Source organism: Paracoccaceae bacterium, from assembly GCA_012103375.1.
Classification (GTDB): Bacteria; Pseudomonadota; Alphaproteobacteria; order Rhodobacterales; family Rhodobacteraceae; genus WLWX01.
This window is the reverse complement of sequence record WLWX01000001.1, coordinates 3,394,067-3,411,701: the sequence shown is the minus strand read 5'-3', so window position 1 is coordinate 3,411,701 and position 17,635 is coordinate 3,394,067. Positions and strand designations below refer to the sequence as shown.

Genomic DNA, 17,635 nt, shown 5'->3' with positions numbered 1-17,635 from the left:
CGTCGCATCGTGACTCGTGGGGGTCATAACAAGGAACGGGGCGCGCCGGAACGGACGTGTCTTGTTTCGCGCGAATCCGGCCCTAAATCAGGGCTGATCCGCTTTGTTGTCGGCCCTGACGATCAGGTCGTTCCCGATATTGCTGGCAAATTGCCGGGGCGCGGAATGTATGTCGCGGCCAACCGCAAGCATCTGGATATGGCGGTCAAAAAGAACCTGTTCAGCCGCGCGGCGAAACGGCCCGTAAAGGTTCCCGAAACGCTGACGCAGGATGTCGAGGCGCAGCTGGCGGCGCGCGTCGCCTCGTTGATCGGGTTGGCGCGCAAGGCGGGCAAGGCGGTGGCCGGGTTCGAAAAGGTCAAGAACTGGCTGGTCAATGAGGATGCGCAGGTGCTGGTTCAAGCCAGTGACGGGTCGGGACGCGGCAAAAACAAGCTAAGCTCACCGCCCGGAAAAGGCGCGTTTATCGGTGTTTTGACCGCCTCAGAATTGGGTTTGGCATTCGGGCGAGAACATGTGATACATGCGGCGCTCGCGCCGGGGGGACTCACAAAGTCTATTGTTGAGGACGCCGCGCGACTATCTGGCCTGCGCGAAGATCTCGGTGGAGCGTCCACCGGAAAGGGTACGAAGAATATATGAGCGATTCTGACGGCAAAAAGACATTGGGCCTGCGTGGCGGGCCGCGTTCGGGGCAAGTGAAGCAAAGCTTCAGCCACGGGCGGACCAAGAATGTCGTGGTCGAAACCAAGCGCAAGCGCGTGGTGATGCCAAAGGCGGCTGCTGGTTCGACGGCGGGCGCTGCTGCTGTGGCGGCCACGCCCAAGGCCGATCCGTCCAAACGTCCTGCGGGCATTTCGGATGCCGAACTGGAGCGCCGGATGAAGGCCCTGGCCAGCGCCAAAGCGCGCGAGGCCGAGGAGACCGAGGCCCGCGAAGCCGAAGAAAAAGCCCGCGCCGAAGATCGGGAAAAGCGCAAGGCCGAGATTGAGGCCAAGGAACGCGAAGACCAGGAACGCGAAGAGCGTGCCCGCGCCAAGGCCGAAGAGGATGAGCGCAAGAAGCGCGAGGCCGAGGTTGCCAAGGTGAACGCAGCCCCCGCGGCCCCGACTGATCCTACCGCAGCGCCCGCACCGCGGGGCGGGGCGCCCAAGGCGGCCCCAACGCGCAAGGAACGCGAGCGTGAAGATCGCGACAAGCGCAAAACCGCAGGCGGGCGCGATGATGCGCGCCGCACCGGCAAGCTGACGCTGAATCAGGCGCTGCGTGGCGGCGAAGGCGGGCGGCAACGTTCGATGGCCGCGATGAAGCGCAAGCAAGAGCGTGCGCGCCAGAAGGCAATGGGCGGCCCGGTCGAACGCGAAAAGGTCGTGCGCGAGGTTCAGCTGCCCGAAGCAATCATGGTGTCGGAACTGGCCAACCGGATGTCCGAAAAGGTTGCCGATGTGGTGAAATCCCTGATGACCAACGGCATCATGGCCACCCAGAACCAGACCGTCGACGCCGATACAGCCGAACTGATCATTGAAGAATTCGGCCACAAGGTTGTGCGCGTCTCGGACGCCGACGTCGAGGATGTGATTCAGCCGGTCGAGGATGACGACAAAGATCTGCAATCGCGCCCGCCGGTGATCACCGTGATGGGTCACGTCGACCACGGTAAAACCTCGCTTCTGGATGCGATCCGCAACGCCAAGGTCGTCTCGGGCGAGGCGGGCGGCATCACCCAGCATATCGGTGCCTATCAGGTCGATCAGGACGGCGTGAAAATGACCTTCCTGGACACGCCGGGCCATGCGGCATTTACCTCGATGCGGGCCCGTGGGGCGCAGGTGACGGATATCGTGGTGCTGGTTGTCGCCGCGGATGATGCGGTCATGCCGCAGACGATTGAAGCCATCCGCCATGCGCAGGCGGTGGAAGTTCCGATGATCATCGCGATCAACAAGATGGACCACCCCGAGGCGAACCCGGACAAGGTGCGCACCGATCTTTTGCAATACGAAGTCATCGTCGAGAAGATGTCGGGCGAAGTGCAGGACGTTGAGGTTTCGGCGCTGAAAGGCGACGGGCTGGAACAGTTGCTGGAAGCGATCTCGTTGCAGTCGGAATTGCTGGAACTGAAGGCGAACCCCGAACGGGCCGCCACTGGCGCCGTGATCGAGGCGCAGCTGGATGTGGGCCGTGGCCCTGTGGCGACGGTTCTGGTGCAAAACGGAACGCTGCGCACCGGGGATATCTTCGTTGTGGGCGAACAGTGGGGCAAGGTCCGCGCGTTGATCGATGACAAGGGCGACCGCGTGAAAGAGGCCGGGCCAAGTGTTCCGGTCGAGGTTCTTGGCCTGAACGGCACACCCGAAGCGGGTGACGTGCTGAACGTGGTCGATACCGAAGCGCAGGCGCGTGAGATTGCCGAATACCGCAAAAAAGCGGCCAAGGACAAACGCGCCGCTGCCGGTGCCGCGACCAGCCTGGAACAGCTGATGGCCAACGCCAAGGCGGATGAGGACGTGTCCGAACTGCCTATCCTGGTGAAAGCCGATGTGCAGGGTTCTGCCGAGGCGATCGTCCAGGCGATGGAAAAAATCGGCAACGACGAAGTGCGGGTGCGGGTTCTACATTCGGGCGTCGGTGCGATCACTGAAAGTGACATCGGGCTTGCCGAAGCCTCGGGCGCGCCGGTTATGGGCTTTAATGTTCGCGCCAACGCCAGCGCGCGCAACACGGCGAACCAGAAGGGCGTCGAGATCCGGTATTATTCGGTGATTTACGATCTTGTGGACGACGTGAAAGCCGCCGCCAGCGGCCTGCTGAGCGCCGAAGTGCGCGAAAAGTTCATCGGCTATGCTTCGATCAAAGAGGTCTTCAAGGTCTCGAACGTTGGCCGGGTCGCCGGCTGTCTTGTGACCGAAGGCGTCGCCCGCAGATCTGCCGGTGTGCGCTTGCTGCGTGACGACGTGGTGATCCACGATGGCACGCTGAAGACCCTGAAACGCTTCAAGGACGAAGTTGCCGAAGTGCAGTCAGGCCAGGAATGCGGCATGGCGTTCGAGAATTACGAAGACATCCGCGAAGGCGATGTGATCGAGATCTTCGAACGTGAAGAGGTTGAACGCACGCTATCGTAACCGCACCGAAAACAAGTCACATGAAAGGCCGCCCGTTGGGCGGCTTTTTTTGTCCCTTCGTCGAAAATCTGAACCTTCGGCGGCGTTCCAGCGACCTACACCAGAGATACCATCAGGAAAGGACGCTGTATGACCCGCTTTATAACCGCCACGTTGACCGTTGCCATGATCACGGCATCCTTTGCCAGCCCCGCCGCCGCGGGCCGCGCGGAACGCTCTGCCGAAAACCGCGCCAAGGCAGAAGCCTGGTGCGAACGATTTGTTGCAGAACACCCCGGGGCCGAGTGCCGGGTGATGCGCATGGGCGGGCTGTGCCCGCGCGGCATGAAGGCTGGTAAGCGGTTCAACAAGATCAGGGCCAATGGCTACAAGACATGTGTGAAGGGCAACAAGCTGGGCAACTTCATCAAGGATATCCACAATCCGAAGAACGCCACCGATCTGTTCATCCGCGGCCAGCGCGGCTCGGTTCAGGGACCGGCGGATGCGCTGCGTGGCGATTGAGGTGTCGCTTGCGTCAGCTTGACAGTGTCGCTCCGCATTCTCAGGATACTTCCATTTTAGGGGGCCTCATGCCGCTTGGCAAGAAACTGAACGGAACGCTGCGGGCGTTCATCGAAAACCAGCCTGTTTTTTTCGTCTCGACCGCTGCCGAAACGGGTCGCGTGAACGTGTCGCCCAAGGGTGCGGATACGCTCAGGATTATCGATGACAACCGGATCATGTGGTTGAATCTTTCTGGCAGCGGGAACGAAACGGCTGGCCATATACGGGCCTGCAATCGGATGACGCTGATGTTTTGCGCCTTCACGGGCGATGCGTTAATTCTGCGGCTCTATGGGCAGGCGACGGTTATTCACCCGCGCGATAACGGCTGGGCCGATGCAATTTCCGCTTTCCCGAAGCTTGCCGGTTCACGTCAGGTGTTCAACTTGACGATTGACGGGGTGCAGACATCCTGCGGCTTCGGCGTTCCGGTCATGACCTTCGAAAGCGACCGTCTTGAAGAAGAACTGACACCAGTTTTCGCCAAAATGGGTCCAGAGGGCGTCAGGGACTATTGGCAGCGCAGAAATGCCGAAACCATTGATGGCTTTGCCACGGGCATCGCCGAGGATTGATCGCTACAGCCAATCCCTGAGGATCGGGATCAGCGGAAGATCGGCGGGTGGCATCGGGTAGCTTCGCATATCCTTCGGGCGTACCCAGGCAAGGGTTTGCCCTTCTTGCGCCACGGGTTGTCCCTGCCATTTGCGGCAGGCGAACAGGGGCATCAGAAGGTGGAAATCGTCGTAGTTGTGGCTGGCGAAGGTCAGCGGTGCAAGGCAGCTTTCCCAGGTGTCGATGCCAAGTTCTTCGTGCAACTCGCGGATCAGGGCAACCTCGGGCGTTTCACCGGGTTCGACCTTGCCGCCCGGAAACTCCCACAGGCCCGCCATGGATTTGCCCGCTGGTCGCTGGGCCAACAAAACGCGCCCATCCACGTCGATCAACGCAACGGCAGACACCAGCAGCGTTTTCACGAACGATAGTCGGCGTTGATCTGGATGTATCCGTGGGTCAGATCGCAGGTCCAGACTGTCGCAGCGCCAGTCCCAAGGCCCAGATCGACAGTGATCTCTAACTCGGCGTTTTTCATATAGGCGGCGGCGGCGTCTTCGGAATAGTCGGGCGAAACCCAGCCGTTTTCGGCCACGGGATGCGGCCCAAACCGGATCGCCACGCGGTCCCGATCCGCCGCGGCACCGGATTTTCCCAACGCCATGACAACGCGCCCCCAGTTAGGATCTTCGCCTGCAACGGCGGTTTTCACCAATGGCGAATCGGCGATTGCGCGGGCTGCGCGCTTTGCGTCCATGTGATCGGTCGCTCCGGTGACATGCACGGCAACGAATTTCGTCGCACCCTCTCCGTCGCGAACGACCTGATGGGCCAGATCCTGCAACACGGTATGCATCGCGTCGCGAAACGCTTCGGAGCCCGCCGCATTAACGCCAGAAGCCCCGGTGGCGGCCGCCATCAGCGTGTCAGACGTCGACGTGTCGCTGTCGACCGTGATGGCGTTGAATGTCGTGTCCGCAAGGGATTCCAACATCGCTTGCAATTCTGCCTGATCCAGAACGGCGTCAGTGAAGACATAGGACAGCATCGTTGCCATATCCGGCGCGATCATGCCCGATCCCTTGGCGAAGCCGGCGATACGGACCGTCTTGCCGTCGACCGAAACAGCAGCCCCGGCGCCCTTGGGAAATGTATCTGTTGTCATGATCGCACGCGCTGCCCCGGCGATCCCACCGGCGTCCAGTGCGCTGTGCAACTCGGCTATTTTCGCGGTCATGCGGCCATATGGCAGGGGTTCACCGATCACTCCGGTAGATGCTGAAAACACGCGTGATTCCGGCAAGGATAGGGTCTTTGCAACCGCACCGGTCACGGCCGCCGTCGCGTCGACCCCGTTGCGCCCGGTGAAGGCGTTCGCATTGCCAGAGTTCACAATGATCGCCGCGCCATCACCCGAATCGGCGCCGATCTTCGCCTGGCAATCCATCACCGGGGTCGAGCGTGTGGCCGATTGCGTGAACACCCCGGCAATCGTCGTACCGGGGGCCAGTTCAGCCAGCATGACGTCGTCACGCCCGGTGTATTTGACACCCGCCGCCGCACTTGCGAACCGCACGCCGTCGATGACCGGCAAGTCCGGAAATCCTGCCGGAGCGAGCGGCGATACGCCGCCCGTATGGGTCTGCGCCGCAGCCAGTTCGGCCTTCAGACGCCGAATCTTCGCCTTCAGTTTTGCCTTTTTCTTGCCCATGCCGGTCAACCGCCCCGAAGTATCACTCCAGAAGAGTTGTATCGACCAGCGCGGCAGGGTCCAGCGTGGACTTGTCTGTCAAAACAACATCTGCGGATTCCACGGCAGCTTCGACTGCAGCCTCGATGGCCAGTCCGCGCAGGTCTTCGGTCAGTGATCCGCGCACGTCTTCCAGCGCGGGCTTGGGCTTGTCGCGGCTGTCGTTGCGTTTCAGCACGTGCCAGCCGAATTGGGTCTGAACCGGGCCCGAGATTGCGCCGTCTTCAAGTTCGGTCACTGCCTTCTCAAACTCCGGCACCATTGCGCCCAGCCCGAACCAGCCCAGCTGTCCACCATTCGGACCGCTTGGACCGGTGGATTTTTCCTTGGCGGTTTCTGCAAAATCCGCGCCGCCTTCCAGCATTTCGACAATCGCCTGCGCTTCTTCTTCGGTTTCGACCAGAATGTGGGATGCGTTGAATTCCGGAAGGGGTTCAGCGTTGGCGATGGTGTCGTTGTAGAGATCCTGAACCGCGTCCTCTGTGACCGAATCGCGCCCCGCACTCAGCAACGCTTCATTGGCAAGAAGCGCCCGGCGTTCGTTGTCCATCACCAGTTCCGAGGTTCGCGACAGGTCACTTGCCTGCGCTGCAAGCGCCTGTTGCTGGACCAGCTGATCAAGGATGCCGTCAAACAACACCTCGGTCGGGGCATTGGCGTATTGCTCGGGCAGGCGCGCGCGCAGCACGATCATGTGCCCCAGCGTGATTGGGGTGCCATTGACCGTGGCGACGACGGTCTCGGCGCTCATCGGGTCGGCAACCTCATCCGTCTGGGCAAACCCAGGTGTTGCAGCAGCAATCAGAACTGCCAGCGCTGGGCCGGCAAAACGGTGAAACGTCATGGCATATTTCCTTCCACGGGGCCCGCCGGTGGCGGGTGGCGTTGACACGTAACTTGCGGAACCTTACATCGGCCCGAGGCCGGTTAAGGGGCCGCCCTTGCGTCACTACTTATGGCGCGCCCGGATTGCGGGCAAGCGCATCCCCAACAACTTCCTGTCAAGCGCGCAGAATCGTCGGAGAGAACATGCTGGGTATTGGAACGATTGCCAAAAAGGTATTTGGCACGCCGAATGACCGATTGATCAAATCGGTGCGCCCGATCATCGACCAGATCAACGCGCTAGAGGCCGAGTATGAGGCATTCAGCGACGATCAGATCAAGGCCAAGACCGAAGACCTGGCCAAGAAGGCCATGGGCGGGGCCGATCTGGACGATCTGCTGGTCGAAGCCTTCGCAAACTGCCGCGAAGCCGCGCGCCGCGCGCTGGGCCTGAGGGCCTTCGATGTGCAGCTGATGGGTGGCATCTTCCTGCATCGCGGTAACATCGCCGAGATGAAGACGGGTGAGGGCAAGACGCTGGTTGCGACCTTCCCGGCCTATCTGAACGCCCTGTCCGGCAAGGGCGTGCATATCGTTACGGTCAACGACTATCTGGTGCGTCGTGATGCGGAATGGATGGGCAAGGTGTTCGCGGCGCTGGGTCTGACCACCGGCGCCGTCTATCCGCAACAGCCCGAGGCCGAGAAGGCGCAGGCCTATGCCGCCGATGTCACTTACGCGACCAATAACGAACTTGGCTTCGATTATCTGCGCGACAACATGAAATCCGAACTGAAAGAGATGCACCAACGCTTCCACAATTTCGCGATTGTGGACGAAGTGGACAGCATCCTGATTGATGAGGCCCGCACGCCGCTGATCATCTCTGGCCCCGCGCAGGACCGCAGTGAGCTGTACATTACCATCGACAAGGTGATCCCCGAGCTGACGGAAGAACATTTCAGCCTGGACGAAAAAACCCGAAACGTGACTTTCACGGACGAGGGCAACGAGTTTCTGGAAGAACACCTGACAGCCTCGGGCATCCTGCCAGAAGGGCAGACGCTGTATGACCCGGAAAGCACGACCATCGTGCACCACATCAACCAGGGGCTTCGCGCGCATAAACTTTTTACCAAGGACAAGGATTACATCGTTCGCGATGGCGAAGTTGTTCTGATCGACGAATTCACCGGGCGGATGATGTCTGGCCGCCGCTTGTCGGATGGTCTGCACCAGGCGATCGAGGCCAAGGAAGATGTCTCGATTCAGCCCGAAAACGTGACATTGGCCAGCGTGACGTTCCAGAATTACTTCCGGCTTTACGACAAGCTGGCCGGGATGACCGGTACGGCGGCGACCGAGGCCGAAGAATTCAACGAAATTTACGGATTGGGTGTGGTGGAAATTCCGACCAACCAGGATGTCGCGCGGGTTGATGAACACGACGCAGTCTATCGCACGGCGGTCGAGAAATACGCCGCGATTATCGAGGAAACCAAGAAGGCCCACGAAAAGGGTCAGCCGGTGCTGGTCGGCACCACCTCGATCGAGAAATCTGAAGAGATCAGCCAGATCCTGTCCAAGGAAGGGATTACGCACAACGTCCTGAACGCGCGCCAGCACGAACAGGAAGCGCAGATCATTGCCGATGCGGGCAAGTTCGGCGCGGTGACTATCGCGACCAATATGGCCGGGCGCGGAACCGACATTCAGCTGGGTGGCAACGTCGAGATGAAGGTGCTGGAAGCGCTGACCGCCGACCCAGAGGCTGACCCGGAAGCTGTGCGCACCCGGATCGAGGCAGAGCATGCCGACGAAAAGGCCAAGGTTCTGGCGGCGGGCGGTCTGTTTGTGCTCGCCTCGGAACGCCACGAAAGCCGGCGGATCGACAACCAGTTGCGCGGCCGGTCTGGCCGTCAGGGTGACCCGGGCAAATCCTCGTTCTTCCTGAGCCTGGAAGACGATCTGATGCGGATTTTCGGATCAGAACGCCTCGACAAAGTGCTCAGCACGCTCGGCATGAAAGAGGGTGAGGCGATTGTGCACCCTTGGGTGAATAAAAGCCTTGAGAAGGCGCAGGCCAAGGTCGAAGGGCGCAACTTCGACATCCGCAAGCAGCTGCTGAAGTTCGACGATGTGATGAACGAACAGCGCAAAGTGATCTTCACCCAGCGCCGCGACATCATGGAAGCCGAAGAGATTGCCGAGATTGCCGAGGATATGCGCCACCAGGTGATCGACGATGCGGTCGATGAGTTCATTCCGGCGAAGACTTACGCCGACCAGTGGGACGGAGCGGGACTTCACGCCGCTATGGTCGAGCGGGTCAATATCGACACGGATGTGGCGACCTGGATGGATGAAGACGGTGTCGACGACGAAGAAATTCGCGAACGCCTTTACAAAGCCAGTGACGAGATGATGGCCGCCAAGGCGGCGCAGTTCGGGCCCGAGAATATGCGCTCGATCGAAAAGCAGATCCTGTTGCAGACGATTGATGCGAAGTGGCGCGAACATCTGCTGACGCTGGAACACCTGCGCTCGGTCGTCGGATTCCGTGGCTATGCCCAGCGCGACCCGCTGAACGAATACAAGAACGAAAGCTTTCAGCTGTTCGAATCCATGCTGGACAGCTTGCGCGCCGATGTAACCCAGAAGCTGGGTCAGATACGTCCGCTCAGCGCGGAAGAACAGGCCGAGATGCTGCGCCAGATGACTGCACAGCAACAGGGGCAGCAACAGGCGCAGGTCGACGAGGCCGCGCCGGAACCACGGCCCGAAGACGCCGCGCCGGGGTTTGTTGAAGGCGATCCGACCACCTGGGGCAACCCGGCCCGCAACGATGCCTGCCCCTGTGGTTCAGGGAAGAAATTCAAACATTGCCACGGGCGTCTGGCATAGGGTCAGAATTTGGGCGGAAATGGGGCAGAATTGTGTCGGCCTTGCGCTGAGGGCTAGACCTAGCGGTCGGTGCCGCAACTGCCACGAAATCTGCGTTCGATTTGCATGATGCAGAATTTGATTTTTGGCCTTAGGATCGGCCCAATAATTCGGTAATGTTTCCATTATCGAACATATTGCACGTTAACGACGGAGGCAGCGATGAGCAGTAAAAAAACCGCTGTAACCATCGGGCTGATTGCATCGGCCATCCTGGGGGCAGGTTACGCATTTCACGACACACCGGCGGTTGCGTCGGTTCTGGGGTATCAGGCCCCCGACAATGGCGCCCGGCTGCGTCACGCCACATTCACCGCCGGAGAAATTGGCACGGTTGATGCCGTGTTTAGACCACCGATGGACATGCGCCCGCCGCTTCAACCGGTGAACCGGCCACTAATGACGCGGCAGATTCCGGCCTCGGCCACGCCAAGCCCGTCGATTGATGGCGACACAGACAACGCGGGCCGCACCTGCACCCCTCAGCTTGATGCCGTGCTTGGCGGTGAAGGGCTTATCCTGCTGGCGCTTGATGCACCATGCGACCCCGGTGCCCGGGTCGATATTCGGCACGGTGCCCTGGCGTTTTCAGGACGCACCGATGCCTATGGTCGCTACAGCACGGCGGTTCCGGCGCTGACAATTCTGGCAACCTTTCAGGCCGCCGTGGGCGACGCGACAGCAGAAATCACCATTGCCGCGCCAGATGCGGGCACCATGCGGCGCGTCGGCGTGCAATGGCAGGGCGATGCGGGCCTGACGCTTCACGCCCTTGAATTCGGGGCGCGCCCTGGCGAGGCGGGGCATGTCTGGAACCAGTCTCCGGGAAGTCCGTGGACCAAGGGCGGCACTTTGCTGCGGCTGGGCGACCCCGAACTTGCAATGGCCGAGGTCTATAGTTTTCCGGTTTCTGACGCGATGCCCAATGGCGTTGTCGATGTATTTGTAGAGGCGGCAGCCACGGATCAGACCTGCGGAACGACACTGGCCGGTCAGGCGATACAGACACAGACTGACGGCGTGCCGGTTATCACCGACCTCAGCCTGGAAATGCCGGCTTGTGGGGCGGATGAGGGCACTCAGGTGTTGAAAAAAACCATCGGAACCATAAAGATTGCGGCGAACTGATACCGCCCAAGCCGGACTGATCCATGACCATGATACGCGCGGCGGCCTTCGCCGCGCTTTTCCTTTGTGCCCCGGCAATCGCGCTGGCCCAGACCGTCACACTGACGGCACGCGACGGCTCGCTTGAACTCAGCGGACGGCTGCTGAATTTCGATGGCGAATTCTTCCAGTTGGAGGGCAACTTTGGACGCGTGACCGTGGACGGTTCGAAGATGATCTGCCACGGACGCGCCTGCCCGGATGACGGGCCGTTCATTGCCGGTGTCTCATTCTCGGGCGACGCGATGGTGGTGCGCCGCCTGATGCCCGCCCTTATCGAGGCTTTTGGCCGTGCCCGGGGATACTCGACGCTGAAAGTCGTCCAAAGCGACCGGCGCTTTCGCTATGACCTGCGCGAGGCATCGCCGGCGCGACTGGTGGCGCAGTTTTCCTTTGCCGCTTCAACATCCGGCGAAGGGTTTGAAGATCTGATTGCTGATCGCGCCGATATCGTTCTGGCATTGCGTCCGCCGCAATCGGAACGCAGCCAGGCGCGATCCGGCATCGGGCGTGTTCTTGGATTGGACGCAATTGTCCCGGTGGTTGCGGCTGAAAACCCCCTGACCGCGATTACACGTGCCCGACTGGCGCAGGCATTTGGCCGAAAACTGACCAGCGCGGATCTGTGGGAAGGTGAAAAACCCCTGCGCCTGCATGTTCCGGTGCAGCAATCCGGCCTGATGCGGGAACTGCGACGGCGTGTCCTGATCCCCGAAGGGCAAGTGCTTGGCATGCCGGTGACCCGCCATCGAGAGACTGGTCAGTTGACCGACGCGGTTGCGCGCGACCCGAATGCGCTGGGCGTTACGACATATTCGGATATCGGTGCGGCAGTGCCATTGGTGGTCGCCGGGCCTTGCGCGTTTGCCTCGGTTGCGACCGCGGATGCGCTGCGCACTGTCGATTACCCACTGACGCTGCCGCTGTTCCTGTATCCGCCCGCGCGCCGATTGCCCAAGGTTGCGCGCGAATTCCTGGCCTTCACCCGAAGCCCCGAGGCGCGCCTGGCCGTTCAACAGGCGGGATTCGTCGATCAGTACCTGGGCACGGTCCCAATCGAAGCCCAGGGAGAGCGTCTGGCCCACGCGATCGAGGCTGCCAAGGAACCCGGCGCGCAGGCAGATCTGCGCCGTGCGGTCGAACGTATCGAAGGTGCCGCGCGTCTGACGCTAACATTCCGTTTCGAAGATGGTTCGACCGATCTTGACGCAATCTCGCAATCCAATATCGGCCTGTTGGCAGGCGCTTTGAACCGGGGTGAGTTTACCGGACGCACGCTGCTGTTTTCGGGGTTTTCCGACGGCACCGGCCCGGCGGCGGACAACCGCGAATTGTCGCTGGATCGGGCCCGCAAGGTGCGCGATGCGGTGCGCGCGGCAACAACCGAAGAGGCGATGGCCAGCCTGAAACTGTTGGCAGATGGCTTTGGAGAGGCCATGCCATTGGCCTGTGACGAAGTGGATTGGGGCCGCAAGATCAACCGGCGTGTCGAAGTGTGGTTGCGGTGATGGTCGTCGGTGTCAATAATGGAAGAATTAGAAACCCAATCGGTATGTCCATCTATTATTTAATGCAACAGGTGTTGTCGCGGATTAGTTTTCTGGATCGCCAAATCGGAAAGATGCAAACGTGAAGAAAATTCTGCCAATTGTTCTGACGTGCATTTTCATGGTTTCCGGCGTTTCCGCAAATTCCGAAGATCGAACAATTGCCGGAAGTGATGCGCCTGAATACACCAAAGCAGTTTCCCAGTGGCTGGACGGGGAAGATAAATCCGCGCTGATTTCGCTGGCCGAGCTTGCGCGACAGGACAATCGCGCCGCGCAAATCCTTCTTGCCAGTATTGCCGTGAATGGAAATCTGCACGCGCAAGTGACGTCCAAGCTTTCCCGAAATGAACGGATTGCATTGCTTCGCATTCCCGAAGGTCTGTCCGGCAAATCCTGGCTGACTGCGGCTGAGCAGTCCGAGCCGTTGGCGACTGCGCTATTGCAGGCCAGGGAAATCGGATCAAAAGCACCTGCAATTCGCACACTGATTGAATTTGGCGAAGTGCAGACGGCATTAATCGCGGCGCAATCAATGCTGTATCAGGGTGAGGCAAATACTTTGATCGCGGCGCTACAGGGGCTTGAAGATCGCCTTCCCGCCGATTGTGTTGAAAAACTCCGAAATCAGAGCGTCGCGGATTTCTTGCGAAAACCTATGAAGCGAAATAGTCGGAAAGCTTTGACCACGAGACAGCGCATGGCTGCGCGTGAGCGCATGTAGGCGATTTGGGCCGACCCCCGCGCCAAAAATTTAGGATCGGGCTGCATGGAAAGAAAAATCATCGTTCAGGCCCTAAAACGGAGTTTTTCAACACAATCCGCCGAAGCCGAGGTCATTCTGGCATGGGCGCGAAATCAATCTGCCGACAGTACACAGGGCAGTTACGCAGGCTCTGCAAGAATTGGGACGCTCCAATTTGCTGATTTGCAGTACGCAACAAGCGAACTCGCCTGGGAGGCGCCGTCACCCGGGCAAGTTATTGACGGCTCAGAATGGTATCAGGCTGCCATTGACAATGCCGAGAATATCACAAGCTGGCGCCCGATCAGAAACCTTTGCGAAAAATCCTGCGCCGAAACCGTGAATAATTGCACAGTTACCGGCGCGAGCCTTTTGTGGCAGGCCGGACCATTTCCAATGCGAAGTCCGATCGAAGCATTAATTCCGAATGAACAATATTGGCAGAGTTCTCGGATCGAGGCGGATATTGCCAGAAAGATTCCCAACCTCAACCGATTTAAAAATTCTCTGGATGGCAACATGAATGCGTGTTTTGTTCGCACGATGCAAAAATTGCATGAGAAATTCGGACGCGCAAAAGGATAATCCGAATAACGGCGTAGTGTCGGAACCGGGCGCAGGTGGGGTTTTGCCGAACTCGGTGGTTAAACACTGTTAGTCAGACCGTAACCCGGCTTTGATCTCCGCCCCGTGTTCATCCAGTTTCGGCGCCGCGCGACCTGTCGCCAATTCGGCATCCGAAAACCGAAACGGCGGGCGCACTGTCGGGATGCCTTCGGCCAGCTGATGCATCCCGCGCGCGGCCACTTGCGGGTCGGCGAAAACCTCGGCGAAGTCATTGATCGGTCCGGCGGGAACACCGGCGTTTTCGCAAGCCGCCAGCAGGTCAGATTTGGAAAACGTCAGCGTCGCCCGGGTCAGCCGCGCGGTCATCGCCTCGCGATGGGCAATCCGGTCTGCGTTGGTCAGATAATCGGGGTCGGTGGCCATTTCTGCGTCACCCAGCAGCACGCACAGCCGCTGGTACTGCGCGTCATTGCCGGTGGCGATGATGATCCAGCCATCGGCGCAGTCGAAAACCTGATAGGGGGTCAGATTCTGATGCGCGTTGCCAATTCGCTGCGGCGCCTGCCCGGTGGTCAGATAGTTCATCGCCTGATTAGCGGTGACTGCCACGGCGACATCCAGCAGGCCCAGATCGACGTGCTGCCCAGCACCGGTCTGATCGCGCATGCGAAGCGCGGCGAGGATTGCCGTCGTTGCATACATGCCGGTGAATATGTCGGTGACCGCCACGCCAACTTTCTGCGGCTGCCCCTCGGGCGCGCCAGTGATCGACATCAGGCCGGACATGCCTTGGATGATGTAATCGTACCCGGCGCGGTGGGCATAGGGGCCATCCTGCCCGAAGCCGGTGATCGAACAATAGATCAGGCGCGGGTTGATCTGGCGCACCGAATCCCAATCCAGCCCGTATTTCGCCAGCCCGCCAACCTTGAAATTCTCGATCAGGATATCGGCGTCCCGGACCAGCGCGATCAGGGTGTCGCGCCCTTCCTCGGTGGTGAAATCCAGCGCAATGGACCGCTTGCCGCGATTGCAACTGTGGAAATAGCTGGCTGAGCGATCACCGCCCTTGTCCACGAACGGCGGCCCCCACTGGCGTGTATCGTCGCCCTTTGGCGCTTCGACCTTGATGACATCCGCGCCCAGATCCGCCAGCGTCTGACCGGCCCAGGGGCCGGCCAGTATGCGCGCCAGTTCAACGACCTTCAGGCCATTAAGCGGTGTCATCCGCCGATTTTCGCATCCAGAATGCTGCGGAAGTTTGTCTGGAACTCGGCATTGTCGACCTTCTGGCCGTCGATCAGGAAAGTCGGCGTGCCCGAGACATCATCAGCTTCGGAGGTCTGCTGAAACTTCGCGAACATCGCCTGGGCCATCGTGGCGTCGGTCAGGCACGCCTCCAACGTGTCACCGTCCAGCCCGGCGGCCAGGCCAATGCGGCGCAGGTTGGCTGCGATATCCGCAGGTTCGCCTTGGGTCCATTCAGACTGTTTTTCATAGATCATCTGGGCAATCGGAAAGTACTTCTGCGCGCCGTCACAGCGTGCAACCATCGCCGCCCACAGGCCGAAACGGTCAAAGTACACCTCGCGATAGATAAAATTGATCTTGCCGGTGTCGATATACTCGGCCTTCAGATCCTTGAACGCGCCTTCGTGGAATGACCGGCAGTGCGGGCAGGTATAGCTGGCGTATTCAGTGACTGTTACAGGCGAATTCGGGTTCCCGATCGAGACTTCGGGAACGATCGAGGTGTCCACATCTTCGGCCGATTGGGCCTGCGCGCCCAGGATCGTCTGGGCCGGATCGACGGAACGGCTGGAATTCAGATACCACAGGCCAGCCGCAGCGACGGCGGCAACAACTACGAAGGACAGAAGACGGTTCATTACGAAGGTACCTTTTTTGAACGGGTTGATCTGGTCAGGACATTGGTGCCCAGCGCTTCCAGCGCGGCGCGCAACGTATCATCGGACACGCCTTTCGCAACGGCCTGGGCCTTGGCCTGAAGGCGGGGGTCTGGCGCAGGTGCGGCGGCGGTTGCCGGGGCGTGGTCAAAGCTGATCTTGCCGTCGGCAAACCCCTGCGGCGCGGTCTGGGTGATCCGAATACGAGAGATTGCGGCATAGCCATAGCAGGCATTCACCCGTTCCTTCAGCTTTTCGCTGGCCATTTCGACCATTGGGGCCTGCGCACCGGTGGTCAACAGCGTCAACGTCGCGCCAAGGCCACCACGGCCATAGCTGATGTTCACGGGCCGCGTTGCGGCGGCGATGTCCGCGCCCGCGACTTCGGCCCAATGGGTCAGCAGCCTTGTCACCGCAAAACCGCGCCCCTCACCCGCCTGGCGAATGCGGCCCTGCAGCAGGCCCGAGGTCCGCTCGAACCCGCGCTTGCGGCGGTTTTTTGGCGATGTGGCGGCGGGCGGTGGCATTCAGACTCCCATTCGGCTGTCGACCCTGTCTATGTCAACTTTGCGACCTATTCTACGCTGTATCTGGTCGCAGGGCATCTGCAAGCAACGGGCAGGACGTAAAGATTGCGTGACGTGGGCAACAATGGCGCAGAGATCAGCGGGGATCTGCTGCGCTGGTACGACAGCCATGCGCGGGTATTGCCGTGGCGCGTCAGCCCGGCGGACCGCGCGGCGGGCGTTTCGCCCGACCCCTATCGCGTCTGGCTGTCCGAAGTGATGTTGCAACAAACCACCGTCGCGGCGGTGAAGGGGTATTTTGAGCGGATTGTGTTGAAAAACTCCGAAATCAGAGCGTCGCGGATTTCTTGCGAAAACCTATGAAGCGAAATAGTCGGAAAGCTTTGACCACGAGACAGCGCATGGCTGCGCGTGAGCGCATGTAGGCGATTTGGGCCGACCCCCGCGCCAAAAATTTAGGATCGGGCTGCATGGAAAGAAAAATCATCGTTCAGGCCCTAAAACGGAGTTTTTCAACACAATCAGCGGTTCACGACCCTCTGGCCCGATGTCGCAGCGCTGGCGGCGGCGGACGATGGCGTGGTCATGGCAGAATGGGCGGGCCTTGGGTATTACGCCCGCGCCCGCAACTTGCTGGCCTGCGCGCGGTCGGTTGTTGCCGATCATGGCGGGCAGTTCCCGGACAATGCCACCGCGCTGCGCAGCCTGCCCGGCATCGGCCCCTACACGGCGGCAGCCATTGGCTCGATCGCATTTGATCGGCCCGAAACCGTTGTTGATGGGAACGTTGAAAGGGTCGTTTCCCGCCTGTTTAGGGTCGAAACACCCCTTCCGACTGCGAAGCCTGAGTTGACGCGTTTGGCGGAAACGCTGACTCCGGATCAACGCGCGGGCGATCATGCACAGGTAATGATGGATCTGGGCGCGACGAGCTGCACGCCGCGCAGCCCGGCCTGCGGCATCTGCCCGGTGATCGCCCATTGTCAGGCACGCGCGGCAGGTATCGCCGCTGACTTGCCGGCAAAGACGCCGAAGAAGCCCAAGCCGGTTCGGCATGGCTTTGCCTATGTTGCGCGCCGGACCGATGGCGCATGGCTGCTGGAGCGCCGCCCGGACAAGGGGTTGCTGGGCGGCACGCTTGGCTGGCCAGGTTCGGATTGGTCAGACAACCCGGCCCCGGCCCCACCGGTTGAGGCCGCCTGGGCGGAATTGGGCGAGGTGCGCCACACCTTCACCCATTTCCACCTGCGCCTGCGGGTGTTCGCCGCGACTGTCGCGCAATCCGCACCCGGAGCCTTCATCCAGGCAGATGACTTCGACCCGAACCACCTGCCCACGCTGATGCGCAAGGCCCATTCCGTGGCGTCGGGCGTGCTGGGCGCGAATTGAGGCAAATCCTGCCCTGCGCTAAGAAGCGTCGGTAGTTTC

At 60.5% G+C, this 17,635-nt stretch carries 15 protein-coding genes and 2 pseudogenes; 11 read left to right on the top strand and 6 right to left on the bottom strand.

Features of this window, described 5'->3' with window-relative positions; genetic code table 11:
* The first annotated feature begins 9 nt into the window (after positions 1–9).
* The 4 genes from GKR99_17455 to GKR99_17440 all read left to right on the top strand — a co-directional run bounded on the left by GKR99_17455 (position 10) and on the right by GKR99_17440 (position 4,249).
* The gene (locus GKR99_17455; GenBank protein NKB29238.1) at positions 10–642 is read left to right on the top strand and encodes an RNA-binding protein; all 633 of its coding nucleotides are present in this window, start codon (positions 10–12) and stop codon (positions 640–642) included.
* The gene (gene infB / locus GKR99_17450) at positions 639–3,128 is read left to right on the top strand and encodes a translation initiation factor IF-2 (protein ID NKB29237.1); all 2,490 of its coding nucleotides are present in this window, start codon (positions 639–641) and stop codon (positions 3,126–3,128) included. Before GKR99_17455 ends, infB begins: the two co-directional genes overlap by 4 nt.
* Before the next feature lie 129 nt (positions 3,129–3,257).
* Positions 3,258–3,632, top strand: coding sequence for a hypothetical protein (locus tag GKR99_17445; protein ID NKB29236.1), 375 nt, complete (start codon positions 3,258–3,260; stop codon positions 3,630–3,632).
* A 68-nt stretch (positions 3,633–3,700) separates the two neighbouring features.
* Entirely contained in the window at positions 3,701–4,249 is a 549-nt protein-coding gene (locus tag GKR99_17440) for a pyridoxamine 5'-phosphate oxidase family protein (GenBank protein NKB29235.1), read from the top strand.
* Positions 4,250–4,252: 3 nt separating this feature from the next.
* Here GKR99_17440 and mutT read toward each other — a convergent pair whose 3' ends face one another.
* The 3 genes from mutT to GKR99_17425 are packed head-to-tail and all read right to left on the bottom strand — an operon-like array spanning position 4,253 to position 6,823.
* Entirely contained in the window at positions 4,253–4,651 is a 399-nt protein-coding gene (mutT, locus tag GKR99_17435) for an 8-oxo-dGTP diphosphatase MutT (GenBank protein NKB29234.1), read from the bottom strand.
* Positions 4,648–5,940, bottom strand: coding sequence for a bifunctional glutamate N-acetyltransferase/amino-acid acetyltransferase ArgJ (gene argJ / locus GKR99_17430; GenBank protein NKB29233.1), 1,293 nt, complete (start codon positions 5,938–5,940; stop codon positions 4,648–4,650). Before argJ ends, mutT begins: the two co-directional genes overlap by 4 nt.
* A 22-nt stretch (positions 5,941–5,962) precedes the next feature.
* Positions 5,963–6,823 carry a peptidylprolyl isomerase gene (locus GKR99_17425; GenBank protein ID NKB29232.1) on the bottom strand — a complete coding sequence of 287 codons (861 nt, stop codon included), beginning with the start codon at positions 6,821–6,823 and terminating at the stop codon, positions 5,963–5,965.
* Positions 6,824–7,008: 185 nt separating this feature from the next.
* Here GKR99_17425 and secA point away from each other — a divergent pair, with 185 nt between their 5' ends.
* The 5 genes from secA to GKR99_17400 all read left to right on the top strand — a co-directional run bounded on the left by secA (position 7,009) and on the right by GKR99_17400 (position 13,791).
* Entirely contained in the window at positions 7,009–9,708 is a 2,700-nt protein-coding gene (gene secA / locus GKR99_17420; protein ID NKB29231.1) for a preprotein translocase subunit SecA, read from the top strand.
* 201 nt (positions 9,709–9,909) lie between these two features.
* On the top strand, positions 9,910–10,875 hold the full coding sequence (locus tag GKR99_17415; protein NKB29230.1) for a hypothetical protein: 966 nt from the start codon (positions 9,910–9,912) through the stop codon (positions 10,873–10,875).
* Between the two features lie 23 nt (positions 10,876–10,898).
* Complete coding sequence (locus GKR99_17410) at positions 10,899–12,422, top strand: OmpA family protein (protein ID NKB29229.1); 1,524 nt, start codon at positions 10,899–10,901, stop codon at positions 12,420–12,422.
* 121 nt (positions 12,423–12,543) lie between these two features.
* On the top strand, positions 12,544–13,185 hold the full coding sequence (locus tag GKR99_17405) for a hypothetical protein (GenBank protein ID NKB29228.1): 642 nt from the start codon (positions 12,544–12,546) through the stop codon (positions 13,183–13,185).
* A gap of 45 nt (positions 13,186–13,230) precedes the next feature.
* Positions 13,231–13,791 (top strand): hypothetical protein, encoded by a 561-nt coding sequence (locus tag GKR99_17400; protein NKB29227.1) that lies wholly within the window; start codon positions 13,231–13,233, stop codon positions 13,789–13,791.
* Between the two features lie 69 nt (positions 13,792–13,860).
* Here GKR99_17400 and GKR99_17395 read toward each other — a convergent pair whose 3' ends face one another.
* Genes GKR99_17395 through GKR99_17385 form a run of 3 tightly spaced genes read right to left on the bottom strand, consistent with a single transcriptional unit; the run spans position 13,861 to position 16,207 of the window.
* On the bottom strand, positions 13,861–15,000 hold the full coding sequence (locus GKR99_17395) for a CoA transferase (protein NKB29226.1): 1,140 nt from the start codon (positions 14,998–15,000) through the stop codon (positions 13,861–13,863).
* Positions 14,997–15,662, bottom strand: a complete 666-nt coding sequence (locus GKR99_17390) for a thioredoxin domain-containing protein (GenBank protein ID NKB29225.1) — start codon at positions 15,660–15,662, stop codon at positions 14,997–14,999. Before GKR99_17390 ends, GKR99_17395 begins: the two co-directional genes overlap by 4 nt.
* A complete protein-coding gene (locus tag GKR99_17385; protein ID NKB29224.1) occupies positions 15,662–16,207 on the bottom strand; it encodes a DUF721 domain-containing protein in 546 nt (181 codons plus the stop codon). The genes GKR99_17390 and GKR99_17385 overlap by 1 nt, the downstream gene beginning before the upstream one ends.
* Before the next feature lie 105 nt (positions 16,208–16,312).
* Here GKR99_17385 and GKR99_17380 point away from each other — a divergent pair.
* Both GKR99_17380 and GKR99_17375 read left to right on the top strand, forming a co-directional pair.
* A pseudogene (locus GKR99_17380) lies at positions 16,313–16,513 on the top strand (A/G-specific adenine glycosylase).
* A gap of 216 nt (positions 16,514–16,729) precedes the next feature.
* Positions 16,730–17,596: pseudogene (locus tag GKR99_17375) on the top strand (A/G-specific adenine glycosylase).
* The last annotated feature ends 39 nt before the right edge of the window (positions 17,597–17,635 follow it).